The sequence below is a fragment of the Dorea longicatena genome (genome assembly GCF_025150085.1).
GTDB classification, from domain to species: Bacteria; Bacillota; Clostridia; order Lachnospirales; family Lachnospiraceae; genus Dorea_A; species Dorea_A longicatena.
The window spans coordinates 240611-253578 of sequence record NZ_CP102280.1 but is presented as its reverse complement, the minus strand read 5'-3'; the positions used below and the strand labels follow the sequence as shown (position 1 = coordinate 253578).

General features: G+C 36.7%; 14 protein-coding genes. All 14 read right to left on the bottom strand.

Going from position 1 to position 12968, the window contains the following annotated elements:
- Positions 1-4: 4 nt before the first annotated feature.
- Positions 5-838: a transporter substrate-binding domain-containing protein gene (locus NQ508_RS01215; protein ID WP_006426939.1), complete on the bottom strand. Its 834-nt coding sequence runs from the start codon at positions 836-838 to the stop codon at positions 5-7.
- 515 nt (positions 839-1353) lie between these two features.
- Positions 1354-2256, bottom strand: coding sequence for an exonuclease domain-containing protein (locus tag NQ508_RS01210; RefSeq protein WP_044919674.1), 903 nt, complete (start codon positions 2254-2256; stop codon positions 1354-1356).
- A gap of 140 nt (positions 2257-2396) precedes the next feature.
- Positions 2397-2534 (bottom strand): helix-turn-helix domain-containing protein, encoded by a 138-nt coding sequence (locus NQ508_RS01205; protein WP_006426942.1) that lies wholly within the window; start codon positions 2532-2534, stop codon positions 2397-2399.
- Positions 2535-3052: 518 nt separating this feature from the next.
- Positions 3053-3457 carry a plasmid mobilization protein gene (locus tag NQ508_RS01195; protein WP_006426944.1) on the bottom strand — a complete coding sequence of 135 codons (405 nt, stop codon included), beginning with the start codon at positions 3455-3457 and terminating at the stop codon, positions 3053-3055.
- Between the two features lie 390 nt (positions 3458-3847).
- A complete protein-coding gene (locus tag NQ508_RS01190; RefSeq protein WP_080543124.1) occupies positions 3848-4615 on the bottom strand; it encodes a carboxymuconolactone decarboxylase family protein in 768 nt (255 codons plus the stop codon).
- Positions 4616-4630: 15 nt separating this feature from the next.
- Positions 4631-5185 carry a flavin reductase family protein gene (locus NQ508_RS01185; RefSeq protein ID WP_006426948.1) on the bottom strand — a complete coding sequence of 185 codons (555 nt, stop codon included), beginning with the start codon at positions 5183-5185 and terminating at the stop codon, positions 4631-4633.
- A 20-nt stretch (positions 5186-5205) separates the two neighbouring features.
- Complete coding sequence (locus NQ508_RS01180) at positions 5206-5709, bottom strand: flavodoxin (protein ID WP_006426949.1); 504 nt, start codon at positions 5707-5709, stop codon at positions 5206-5208.
- A gap of 128 nt (positions 5710-5837) precedes the next feature.
- Complete coding sequence (locus tag NQ508_RS01175; protein ID WP_006426951.1) at positions 5838-6839, bottom strand: aldo/keto reductase; 1002 nt, start codon at positions 6837-6839, stop codon at positions 5838-5840.
- A gap of 143 nt (positions 6840-6982) precedes the next feature.
- Entirely contained in the window at positions 6983-7210 is a 228-nt protein-coding gene (locus tag NQ508_RS14200; RefSeq protein ID WP_080543125.1) for a flavodoxin, read from the bottom strand.
- An 87-nt stretch (positions 7211-7297) separates the two neighbouring features.
- The gene (locus NQ508_RS01165; protein WP_006426953.1) at positions 7298-8041 is read right to left on the bottom strand and encodes a hypothetical protein; all 744 of its coding nucleotides are present in this window, start codon (positions 8039-8041) and stop codon (positions 7298-7300) included.
- 140 nt (positions 8042-8181) lie between these two features.
- Positions 8182-8565, bottom strand: a complete 384-nt coding sequence (locus tag NQ508_RS01160; protein WP_015513361.1) for a DUF6262 family protein — start codon at positions 8563-8565, stop codon at positions 8182-8184.
- On the bottom strand, positions 8540-9751 hold the full coding sequence (locus NQ508_RS01155; protein ID WP_242654673.1) for a tyrosine-type recombinase/integrase: 1212 nt from the start codon (positions 9749-9751) through the stop codon (positions 8540-8542). The genes NQ508_RS01160 and NQ508_RS01155 overlap by 26 nt, the downstream gene beginning before the upstream one ends.
- A 277-nt stretch (positions 9752-10028) precedes the next feature.
- A complete protein-coding gene (locus NQ508_RS01150) occupies positions 10029-11759 on the bottom strand; it encodes a tyrosine-type recombinase/integrase (protein ID WP_007886448.1) in 1731 nt (576 codons plus the stop codon).
- 28 nt (positions 11760-11787) lie between these two features.
- On the bottom strand, positions 11788-12912 hold the full coding sequence (locus NQ508_RS01145) for a tyrosine-type recombinase/integrase (protein WP_006426957.1): 1125 nt from the start codon (positions 12910-12912) through the stop codon (positions 11788-11790).
- Between the last annotated feature and the right edge of the window lie 56 nt (positions 12913-12968).

The window sequence follows — 12968 nt, the reverse complement described above, 5'->3', positions numbered from 1 at the left end:
AGATCTATTCGCACCATTTTGCATACAATTCATCTGTTGTACCATTTTTGATCAGTACTTTTACAGCCGCATTGATCTCATCGTAATATTTGCATTCTTTGGAAATTGCTACACAATATGGTGCCTGGCCCTGATTGAATTCATCTCCTACGACTTCAAGATTGCTGTCCGGTGTTGTCTTTATATAGAAGTTTGCTCCAGGTCCGTCCTGAATAACTGCATCTACTTTCTTCTGTTCCAGAGATTCGTATGCGGTTGTGATCGTATCATGTACTTCCAGATCTGCATCGGAAAGGTTCTTAGATGCATACGTATGAGAAGCTGTTCCTTTTTCTACGGCTACTTTCTTGCCTTTCAGGTCATCAACACTCTTGATTCCTTCGTCATTTGATTTATTTACCATAACAACCTGGCCGGAATCACAATAGATATCTGAGAACTTCATAACTTCTTTTCTTTCATCTGTTGCACAAAGTGCTGCAGCTCCCATATCCAGTTTGTTTTCTGCAAGTGAGGTTGTGAGAGCCGAATAATCCATTGCCTGAATGCCTCCGTCAATCTCAAATCCTAACAGGTCCTGCAAATCATTTATCAGATCCAGATCATATCCTATCAATGTCTTTCCATCTTCATCATAATAAGAAAATGGTCCGAAAAGTCCGGTTGTTCCGACTTTCAGTTTTACACCTTTCATGCTGTCTTTGATATCATCTTCTGTCAGAGTTTTCTTGGTCTCGGATTTGGATGAAGAATCATCACTTGATTTACTTCCACATCCTACGCCAAGCATTGCCACCATTGCTGCACACATCATAACTGCTACTAATTTCTTTTTCATAATTGTGGTCCTCCTTACTGTTCCATTTTTGAAATCTGCTATAAGACAGTTTTCTTTGGATCCTATAATAACTGAAAATGTAAGGGCACATTACAAATAATTTTTGTAATGCGCCCTTGCACTTCCGTCCGACAGACCTTCTAACCTACCCGGGATGAATTAGAAAATAGTTTCTTATATTTCAGATAAATGAAATACAAAAAAGCTTTAGCATACGAAAAGGCGACGCAGGTATGTGAACCGCGACGCCTTTGTCTGTCTTGTTCTTTATGAACTTGTGATTATTCTAACTGTTTTACTGATTTCCGTCAATCTGCAATTTTGCTTAAAATTGTCTGTTAATTTTGTTGATTTATCGTTTTTATCACGAATTAGTTTCTTCTTTTTTACACTATTTCTAAAATGTAATCTTTGTTTTAGTATTATTTTGTGTTATTTCACTATTAAAGTTTGTAATACTTCTTTTTATTTTATTACCATGATATACAGGTCAACCGATAAATATTCTTTTTATTTTATTCTTTTTCTTCTTTCCGGATATATTCTTCCAATGTCGGAAATGATATGGCTTCTCCGGTACACATGACCATAAGGTCATCCCTGAGTGCTCTTGCTTCTACTGTATCTACCTTTCCAAGCTCTTTCAGCAGACCAAGCGTCTTTTCCTGAATTTCTTCTGATACATCTTCCCATTTTTCACGGAATCTGCGCTGTCTGTAGTACACTTCCTTCTCAGCCGTATACTTTTTCATGATCTGCAACATATGCTCCGAACATCCTTCCAGATCAATGTGCTTAATGATATTCTTCAGATCTACCGCATCATCCAGTGCATTATGACTGACTTCCGTTCCCAGCCCACAAAGGATCTTCAGACTTCCGATCCCGGCACTCTGCAGATCCAGTTTCGCCGAATAGATATCTTCTATATCTTTGATCATACGAAGGATACGGTTCACGATCTTTTTGGTCCGTTTCGATGCATCCTTGCGGTATTCCAGAAGATCTCTCTGTATCACGTACTTATCCGGTCCCCATACATAGACCCTTGATACCTCCCACGCTTCCAACTGCTCTGCGACTTCTTCCATCACAAGTTCATAATCCGGGGCACTTAAGAGATCTTTTCTCTCAATACCGGTCATCTCCTGGAACCGGTCATGCAGTTTGTCTTCTGCATAAATATAGGAATGAAATCTTGTTACTTCTTCAAAATTCTTCCCACAGACTACAAACCCAACCGACACAAGCTTGGCCGGCGGTCCACCCTTTACCTGAGATGTCAGGAATTCTGTGTCTAAGAATGCTACCATCTCGTTGTCCAGTTTTTCTGCGATGTTTAGTGTATTTTGTATGAATGATTTTTTATTTATGTTTTTCGTTATATTCTTCTTTGGTTTTTTCCTGACTTTTGTCAATGAAACCCACTCCTTGTTATTTCGTTTTGTTCCTTTTGAAATGATACAGGGTGTGGGGGGATTTTGCAAGTGGGAGCAATTATTTTCTGTCTTATATCATTTTATTTTCTTCATAGCAGGTAAATATATACAATGGATTTTCATAATACAAGAGTAACTGTATCTCGTTTCAGTTTCTTACCAAAGTTCTGTGGAGTCTGACCTATCCGTCTGGCAAGTTCTGAAACGCTTATATTCTTTTTATTACATAATTCTTTAATCATATCGGATGTTTTCATCTTAATCCTCCATGTCTAAAACGCACCTCAACTTATTACATTATAAACCATTTGGTTGATATTTTGTAAATTTTCTATAAACGACAAAAACACCCTGCATTGCTACAAGGTGTACCTCGCCTTTAGCATCTAAAGTATTGATATATTCTCTTTTTCAAAAAATACAGGCACATTTTTTTCTTTAAGCTGTCTGATGTACTTAAGGCATTCCAAGGTGTCTCTTGCAAATAAGCCTACCAAGGAACTCGTATCATTTATGAAAGACAATGGTTTCCTATTTCCAGTTTGCGCAGGCACCTATACCTTTTCTAAATCTCTCATAAACTTGATCCTTTCTTTTCGCTTTTTACAAATTGGCAAGCAGTGCTCCGGTATATACCCGGCGCATTTTTGCTTGTTGGGGAAGATCTCCGTTCCACTCCGGTCCGTGCAGAGCAGACGTCCACCGGACGTCTTGCACCCCAATCCACTTGAACTGCGGATAAGCCGCAGAGCCAAGCTGACGCTTTACCATAAAATCACTTTTTCTTCTTTGAATCTTCCTCATAAAGATACATTACTGCCTCAAGTGTTTTTTTCAGAAACTTTGTTTGTTCATTATGCATCTGCTTTATTTCTGCAATATCCTCTTCGTACAATTTTCCGGTTTCATTTGCTTTCCTTGCATACTGATTGAGATTATTACTAATCCTTGAATGCAAGGATATTACCTGATTCAAATCCGGCCACTCAGGAATAATCACATATCCGTTCAATGCCATCTTTCTGATATATGCACTCATGTTTTGAACTCCAGCTTCCTTCATTCGATTATGCAGTATCTCCACCTCTTCCGGTTTGAATTTTACATAAATTCCTTTTGAATACTCTTTCACTTTTCTTTTCCTCCATTTCTTTTCAAATTTGTAATTTTTAGAAATCATTCTTCCTGGGGCAATCGACAATTTCTAAAATTGGGCAACAAAAAAGCAACCGATATTACTCGATTGCCACTCTGTTACTCTTGCGAAGCTATTCCTTTTTCAAAAAATTTGTAAATATTGCCTAAATGCTTTTGTAAACTTTTTCCTTCAAAAAACATTACAAATTGATAATTGACTTTTTGAAAATTATTGTTCTCAAGTTTCTATCAAAATTAGAAAAAGCCCAAACCACAAGGGTTTGAGCTTCATTTGCGCATTCACGTTTTCTGTTTTTGGGTATAGAATCTCCGCTGCTAAATATAGAGTATTGGTTTGATTTTGTCAAGTCTTAGTTCTTATCTATATTCTTCCGTTAAATAAAAAAGTAAATTTCACATTGGACTTAAGTACTTATTTCAGTTTTCCATATATCTCATCCGTTACTATTTCACACCATTCGGATGATGTTTCTTCTCCCGGTACTTCAATTGCCAGATGTGAAAACCATTCATCTGGTGCTGCTCCATGCCAGTGTTTTACTTCTGCCGGAATATTGACACAATCTCCAGGTTTCATTTCTACTGCTTCTTTTCCTTCTTCCTGATAGTATCCACGTCCTGCAATGCAGATAAGAATCTGTCCGCCTCCGCTTTTTGCATGATGAATATGCCAGTTATTCCTGCAACCAGGTTCAAAAGTCACATTGAAAATTCCAACCTGTGACGTAGACACAGGAGCCAAAAAACTTTTCCCTGTAAAATATTGTGCAAATTTATCATTTGGCTCTCCAATCGGGAATATCATCTTTTTAGCATGAGCTCTCATTGCTTCATCTTCATATGAAAGATCACCTTCGTCTATACTCCAGACATCTTTTGCAAGATTGAATGCCGCCCATCCTTTTGGCCACCCTGCATAAAATGCTATATGGGTAATCACGGCTGCAATTTCTTTCTGAGTCACTCCATGAGCTTTTGCATTTTCAAAATGATGTACTAAAGATGTATTAATCATTCCTGAAGCGATAAGTGCTGTGACTGTTATAATACATCTTGTCTTTACATCAATATCCTGATTATTCCAGTTTTCTCCAAACAAAACATCATCATTAAAATGTGCAAACTGTGGTGCAAATTCATTCAGTGCGTTTCTTCCTGCTGTCTGTACAATTTTTTTCACTTTAATCACCTGTCCTTATTTTAACTTTGCTCCATCCTTAAAAGCATTTCCCACACGTTCTCCAAGTCTGTAATATCCGTGATGTACCGGATCATATGTAATTGGTGTAAACTTACTAAGATCAATTTCTCCGTCATCACCGAGATATTTCTCATCTGCACTTACATTTTTAATTTCCGCAAGATACTTGCTGCCATCAATGACTTTTACAAGTTCACACTCAAGAGTCAATGGAAGTTCATTGATGATTGGTGCATTTACAAATTCACCTTTCGTTGTAGTAAAGCCTGCTTTTTTCATCTTATCTGCTTCTTTATTTGCAGAAACAATTCCCACATAATCGCAGGCAACCAGATGTTCAAGATCTGCCACCCCTACTGTAAAAGCCTTATTTTTTATAATATTGTCTGTTGTCTTATGGGCAGACAAATCTACAATAATCTCATTTGCACCTACAATTCCGCCCCATGCAGCGTTCATTGCATTTGCCTTTCCATTTTCATCATAGGTTCCCAGAATCATAACCGGTTGTGGATATAAAAATGGCTTTGCTCCAAAATTTTTTCTCATTGTTTTATCTCTCCTTATGGTTATTTGTTTATATCAGTATTTATCTGCCCAATCCATTCTGTAATCACCTCTTCTGAAGTTTCCAGATGATCTTTTCCTTTGGAATCAAACTGAATCTGCATTTCATGTGCAAAGGCAGCTCCTTTACAATTTTCCTTCATATCTTTTATAACATGCCCCGGCCATCCACCATTTGTCATAAATGGAATCACTGTCTTTCCTGTAAAATCATTTGTTGTCAAAAATGTAAGCACTGCAGGTGCCATCGTATACCACCACGTTGGAGTTCCGATAGCAATCACATCATAATCAGCAAGATTTACAGATATCGGATTGATCTGAGGCATAAAGCCTGCCTCTACCTCTCTTTTTCCCTGTTCAACCACATCTTCATGACTGCCGCTGTATGGCTCTGCTGTTTCGATTCTCGCAATATCTGCACCTGTCCCATTAGTCAGCTGCTCTGCAATTCTTTTCGTGTTTCCATTTGACCAGGAATAATATACAACTAACATTTTCTTCATTATCTCTATTCTCCTTTACTTATTTTAGCCCCTGTAAACAGATAGATATAACCCACCATGACTACCGCTAAGAAAGCCACTATTACCCCGATGGTTATCTTTTTCCTTGTTTTCATTGCTCACCTCTTTTATTTCTTCTGTATTTTTGAACCTCCAAACACCTGCGACATCGGCATATGGGCAAGCATCTCATCAATAGATTTTACTTCATCCTGAGTCAGCTTTATATCTGCCGATTCCATATTTTCTTCCAGTCTATTTACTTTTCTTGTTCCCGGAATTGGTACGATATATGGTTTCTTTGCAAGCATCCATGCAAGAGAAATCTGTGCAGGCGTGGCATTTTTTTCTTCTGCAATCACTTTCATCCAGGACATAAATTCATTATTTTCCTTTAATCCTTCTTCTGTAAACTGTGGCATTGCGCTTCGATAATCTCCCGGCTTTTCAAATTCCCCATGGGAATGATATGCTGCTGTCAGTAATCCATTTGCAAGCGGCGAAAATGCAACAAATCCTATTTTCAATTCTTCAAGCACCGGGAATAATTTCTCATAATCCCTGTACATCATGGAATATCTGTTCTGAATCGCTGTAACCGGGCATACTTTATGTGCACGTCGAATAATCTCTTCACTGGCTTCTGATAACCCCCAGTGTGTGATTTTTCCCTGCTCCATTAACTCCTTCATAGCTCCTGCCGTCTCTTCAATCGGTACAGTCATGTCAATACGATGAATATAATATAAATCAAGATGGTCTGTGTTAAGTCTCATTAAAGATCCCTCAATCGATGCTTTAATCGTCTCCGGTCGTCCATCAGGAATCAAAGGTTTATTTACAGTTGTTGCAGTTTCATCAAAACGTATCCCACACTTTGATGCAAGGACAATTTTGTTTCTATATGGCCTTAACACTTCCCCAAGCAATTTTTCATTGTGATGAGGGTCTTCTGTTGTTCCGTATATCTCTGCCGTATCAAAAAATGTGCAGCCTTCATCGATCGCTTTTTCAATCAATTCTTCTGCTTCTTTCTGTGTTGAAACAGTTCCATATGCATGACTCATTCCCATACATCCAAATCCGATTTCTGATACTTCTAAGTCTCTTCCTAAAATTCTTATCTCCATCTTTATCTTCCTTTTCTATATTTCAAACTTTACTGTAAGTATAAGAAAAAGAGACTCCGGACAGAAGTCTCTCTTTGTTAGGCAGTTTAAACCTAAAGGTTATGTCTTACTTATACGATTCCTCCATATATTTTTATATTCTTTTATAATCCAAGACTGTCTATCCATGAACTGATATCTGATTCAGACGCTCCACCATGGAATCGTTCCCCTTCTTTCCAGTCACCTGTTCCTGTCATCTCTTCCAGAAGATTACCGCTGTCACCGATTCCCGAGGTCGCTGCTGTACAGAATGGGATGACTGTTTTTCCTGTAAAGTCATTCTCTTTTACAAAGTTATCTACTGGCCATGCTGCAATTCCCCACCAGATAGGGAATTAAAATGTAGCCAGTTCCCCTCATGCGTTGATTTTACTGGGTTTAACTGTATACAAAACTGTGTTTACTGTTACTATCTTTCATTCTTTTCCAAAATAGCTTTGAAGCATAGGCCACATTATTTTCATATATGACACAAAGCTCAGCTCTACTTGTGCTTCATTAAACCATCCAACCATAAAGCTATTTATCTCTTCAAATAATACTTTTGAAAGTTTCTGAATAATAATTGTGTTATCCACTTCTTCAGTATAATCTTTCGCATACATTTTACATATAGAACGCACTCCAAAATAATTATATAGCACACCTACCGTTGTTTTTAATGCTTCAATATCTCTTGGAAAATCTGTTCTATTCATCATATTCACTACTAATTGATGTCTTGAGTTTAGGTAATTCCTAACTGTACTATTACCTATTTCAACATCAACTGTAAATGAAAAATCTTGAGTTTGTATACTATCTGCTCCTAACATTATCATCAATTCAACTTGTGCTGCATGATATTCTGTATAACCAGACAAAGCCATATATTTCCAAGAATCTTGCTTTGCATACATTTCCGTATCTAAAATATGCGTAAATTCATGAAACACAATATACCTTGGTATTTCCGAACTTTTGCATATCCTTAATATATGTTCATCTGTTTTCGTATTATAGTAAGCTTGGGCGGCTGAAGCGAATCCTGCTGCATCGCTTTCCTCAACATTAATTTCAAAAAAATCTATCTTATACTGTGGTAATTTCTCAATTTCCATAAACTCAATATATTCTTTTTCATATTCTTTAATTAAATTTTTAATTTGTATTTCTGTCATATTGTTTTATACCTCATATCAAAGTTAGCATTTCACTTTTAGTATACCATAAAACAATCCCATTCTCATTCTATATATTTTATCCTCAACGATGAAAAGATGTGTCTGCACACATCTCTTCCATCTTATTATTTTCAATGTTATAAGTTCTTAATAAAATTCAAATCCTGTTTCCGTAATGCCTTCTGTAACTTTTCGTTCTTTCTCTTCAGTTCCTTATTTTCTCTGCTCAGAGCTGCCACCTTCTGGTTCAACAGTTCAATCTGTTTTTCCATCGCCATGTTCAGAATTTCTCTTCTTGGATCTATCATTCCGGCCTGTTGCTCTACTGCTTGGTTCAATGTATCCCGGACGGTTGGATTTTTATAAAAGAATCCTCTCGACAATCCAGTTTTCTTCATCAGCTTTGGAACGCTGATACGTTCTTTATTTGCCAGCATATCTTGTATTGCTTGCAATGCCAGTTCAATTTTCTCTTTACTTTTTCTCTGATTTTCCTCAATCATCTTGTCGTATTTGCTCATATTCTTCACCCCATCTTGCCAGACTCATATATATGATGTCACTCATCCTCTGTCTTACTTCTCTGGTTTCGTCTGCCATTCTTTGATTGCTCATTTTCCGGTAATGCTGTACATTATTCAGTCTTTTATGCCCCAATAGTCTCGCTATCGTCCAGTCATCCAGATGCATTTCTGTAAGTTTGACGCCATAGTAGTGCCGGAACATGTGCGTTCCAAACCCGAATAATTCGCCATGATCATCTTTCAACTGCTTTTCCTGTATCATGGACATGACTTTTGTTTTTATAGCCATATACTGCATCGGGCGGTCAGGTTCTTTTTCATTAACAAATATGTATTCTGTATCACCGAACTTTTCCTGTGTATATTCAATAGAACTCTGTAACAGTTTTGCAAGTTCTTTACTGATCGGTTTTTTATATCTTTTAGTTTTAACTTGATATATTTCAATCATATCTTGGCCATTTTCTCTCGTCAGACAATCTGGTCTCAGTGTAAGGGTATCTGATATCCTAGTTCCAAGCATCTGATGTATCAGAAGACATCTTGCAATCTGTACATCCATCTGTGTAATTTCCGCATTCAGTCGTTTCATTTCATCATCAGAATACACTCTAAATTCTGCATTTACTTCCGGTGGAATATCCGTATTAATAAATAAATGCTCCAATCTTTCATAGCTGTAAATTTTTCCGATTGTCTCTAACTGTCGTCTTAATGAAATTACATAAGAACTATTCGCACTATGGGAAGTATCTTTTGTTGACAGATGTATCAAAAATTCTTCCAACACTTCTCTGTCTATTTCACTGCAGCTTTTTATTTTGGAATACTCTTTTTGGAGATATTCTGAGAATATCCTCATTATTGTCAATTCTCCCTGTACAGTTCCTATTGCTTCATACTGCAGATTCATATAAACAGCTTTCTTACATTCTTCCCTGATATCTGGCTGATATATTTTTCTGAAATCCAGTGTTTTTACATTATAAATTGGATTGGATCTGATTTTAATATCCAGATTTTTTAGTTCCCAAACATCTTTTTCTATCTCATCCCGTAAATCTTCTGGCCCTAAAAATTTCAGTACGTTTCTGAAATATAATATCGTCACTGCTTCGCCATAGCTTACTGTACCATACACACTCTTCTTTTCTTTTACAATAGTTATTCCCTGTTCTAACATCCAGCCTTTTAAAAGTGATATCCATTTTTCTGGATTTCTATCTCCAAGGCTTTTGATTCTCCGATTTATTCTGCTGTTCAAAAACTTTGCAATATGATTATAAGCTGTTCGATCCTGAATCAATGCTCTAAACGTTCCGTTTTTGCAGCGATACATAATATAACCTCGAAACTCTTCCTTTAATTCTTGCGTTGGAAGCAACGTTAAATCAAATTTTCCATTATCCTTACGTGTCCCTGTTTCTTGTAAATTGGGGAAATCGCTGAAGTATATAATATCATTTTCCATCTTTTTCCTCTTTCTTTAGCCATGATGCTAAACTACTTCCTTGCATTTCAAAGAACTCATCATTTGCTTTTGCAATCCTTTGCGGCATATAATCAATATACTGTCTTGTCATCTCTTCATAAGTATGTCCAAGATAATCCCTGATACTTTGCAGTGATACATGACTGTCATAAAACATAGTTGCTACTGTATGTCGATAATCGTGTGATTGAAATAAATATTCTCCATTTGCAATCTTATTTTCCCGGCACGCTTCTATCATCTGAGTTCGGAATGTACCATATAGACAAGCACCACCTCTGCTGTTTTTAAAAATGAATTCTTCAGGCTGAATTTCATGTTTTTTCAAGTATACTTTCATAATCTGATAAAGTGCCTGTGGGATTGGAATCCTTTTATAATTCTTCATTTTGACCTGATACACCTGAATCCAATAATCCTCGCCCTGCTGATAATAAGCATTTCCTTTCAATGTACACACTTCACTCGCCCGTAATCCTAGACACCACAGATGTAGGAACATACATCGTAATCGCTCTGGAAAAAGATATAATTTTTTCAAAATTTCCATATATACTGTTTCCTCAACGCTACGATCATGATGTACTATTACTTCTTTTTGTTGGAAATATTCAATTCGGAATGGCATTCTTGTAATATACTGTTTAACTTCCATGAATTTATAAAAATGACCGATACCGAAAATTCTTTCATTAAATCCCTTTGCCTGTATTCCCCGTTCTCGCAAGCCGTCTGCATACTTTTTTACTTCTGCGACAGTTGCATGAATCGCCAGTATCTTTTCTTGTTCCAGCAGTTCAATAAAATTTCTAATACATACAAATCTTCGTACAATCGTGCTGACTGCCTGTCCAGTAATTCCCAGTTCATATTTCATGTATGCCTGTAAAATTTCTCGATTCTGTATTTCCTTGACTTCCATAAAAGAAATGCTAATTAAGGATTTACTTTCGTCTATCCGATGTTTTCCAAGATGTAATCGTTCCAGATACCATACATTTGCTTCCCATTGGATCTGTTCCTGCTGCATAAACGCATCTCTTCTGCATTCACCTAAAATACTTCGTTGACTCGTTTCGGGAAAATTCTTTAAAATAGTTTCCACTTGTTCCATTTCCAGCAATCCAATATCCGTAATATTTAACTGAACACAAGAATCATAAAGAAGTTTTAAGGATTTTAACCTGACATTTCTATAAGCCTTAGACATTGAAGTATTGGCAATGATACGACTCAACGTATAAAAAATTTGTTTCTTTAAAACTTCTGAACAATTTTGTGTAAAATCCCACACCAATAGGTTTGTTTTATAAGAAGTTTCAAAGGTCTCAGCTATTTCCTTTTCCGGATAATACTTCAGAAAATAAATTTTATTTTGATATTTCCATTCATATATCCGCTTTCCATTTAGCGTCTGCATTTGTTGATAGATATGTTGTTGTTTTACCGTATCATATATTTTCAAATAGAAAGATACAATTTGTGATCGTATCTGTCCTCTTAAATATTGTTCATACGAATTTCGCAAAGGATAATCCATTTCTTCCAGATGCCAGATTTTTCTATCTGCCAAGAACTTTTTCAATTTGTTAATTCTTGAATCGCTTTTTATTCCAAGTGCATCAATTTCTGAATATAGTTCCTGCTTTTTCTTCTCAATATCTACTTCAGATTCTGTTATGTGTTCTGCCTGTTGCAATAAATATATAGGTATTTCTCACACCTCCCTACTCCAGCAGACGTTCCGCCCCATAAATAGCAGTGTGTTGTGCATAAAACTCATTACTTGCTTCTATCAGTTCATCATCCAGCCAGTCCAGATACTTTATAGTCGTATCCAAATGTTTATGCCCCAATGCCTGACTGATCATTTCCAGTTCCCATCCTGCCTGCTTTCGCATATTTGCAAAATAGTGACGTAACATGTGGGGTGTGATTTTAACTCCGGTTTTCTTTTCCATTCGGTCCAACATATCATATACACTGTCCACTCTTAATGGCTTTCCAATGTTCTCACCCATGATATTCACAAACAGGTAATCCTGATGTTGCAGGATTTTCCGATATTTTGCCAGATAATCCATGAGAAATTCAAACGTATCATTACTTATCTTGGCACTTCTGTATTCCGCATTTTTGGCTCTCGCTTCATTTTCATTATCTTCCCGGAAGCATACCCTTATCATGTGATTCCTATAATCAATATCTTTGACATATTTTACTCCCAGTAGTTCCCCAATTCTGTATCCGGTTTCTGCTAACATAAGTAACAGAAGCTGATCTCTTCGGTTCGTACAGGCCTGTAAAATTGTAATAATCTGATTTTCTTTTGCTGTTCTCCCACGATGTTCCTCTTCCTTCAGATAGGCTTTAAAAGAATGATTCCGCAGTACCTTTTTTACTCCCACCTGATTAACCGCTATAATCTGGTTATACGATAAGGTTTTGAGACTTCCGTACTGTTCATATTCTGCCTCTATAAATAAATAGAACCTGAACACATCTTTTAAGTATGCGTTGCAGGTTCCTTCATTCGGACACTTCTTTTCTCCAGCCGTTTGCTCTGTATGGTTTCCGGCTTTAAGCCAGTATAAAAATTCCACAAAGTGTTCTGTCTGTTTTTCATAATCTAACTGATAGACTTCTGTGAGTTCCATTTCTTTCTCTGCCATATATTTCATATAATAGCAGATTGAAAATGCTGTGCGTTTCACTGTATTTGGTGAACGTTTACATTTAATCTTATGCATTAGATATTTACTTGGCAGTTCTTCAATACTCATTGTTTCCAGATTTCTGATGAAAAAATATTTTTCTGTTCCATCTTTTATCGTTTCCACCTTGTATATCATAAGCTGCCTCCTTTCCTCTAACGCTATACACAGTATACCCACTTCATGCCGAAATA

Coding starts and splice junctions, on each gene's coding strand:
- NQ508_RS01185 (WP_006426948.1), bottom strand. CDS start 5,185: ATGAGAAAAAATTTTGGAGCAAAGCCATTTTTATATCCACAACCGGTT.
- NQ508_RS01215 (WP_006426939.1), bottom strand. CDS start 838: ATGAAAAAGAAATTAGTAGCAGTTATGATGTGTGCAGCAATGGTGGCA.
- NQ508_RS01205 (WP_006426942.1), bottom strand. CDS start 2,534: ATGAAAACATCCGATATGATTAAAGAATTATGTAATAAAAAGAATATA.
- NQ508_RS01175 (WP_006426951.1), bottom strand. CDS start 6,839: ATGGAGATAAGAATTTTAGGAAGAGACTTAGAAGTATCAGAAATCGGA.
- NQ508_RS01145 (WP_006426957.1), bottom strand. CDS start 12,912: ATGATATACAAGGTGGAAACGATAAAAGATGGAACAGAAAAATATTTT.
- NQ508_RS01195 (WP_006426944.1), bottom strand. CDS start 3,457: ATGATTTCTAAAAATTACAAATTTGAAAAGAAATGGAGGAAAAGAAAA.
- NQ508_RS01160 (WP_015513361.1), bottom strand. CDS start 8,565: ATGAGCAAATACGACAAGATGATTGAGGAAAATCAGAGAAAAAGTAAA.
- NQ508_RS01180 (WP_006426949.1), bottom strand. CDS start 5,709: ATGAAGAAAATGTTAGTTGTATATTATTCCTGGTCAAATGGAAACACG.
- NQ508_RS01165 (WP_006426953.1), bottom strand. CDS start 8,041: ATGACAGAAATACAAATTAAAAATTTAATTAAAGAATATGAAAAAGAA.
- NQ508_RS01155 (WP_242654673.1), bottom strand. CDS start 9,751: ATGTTAGAACAGGGAATAACTATTGTAAAAGAAAAGAAGAGTGTGTAT.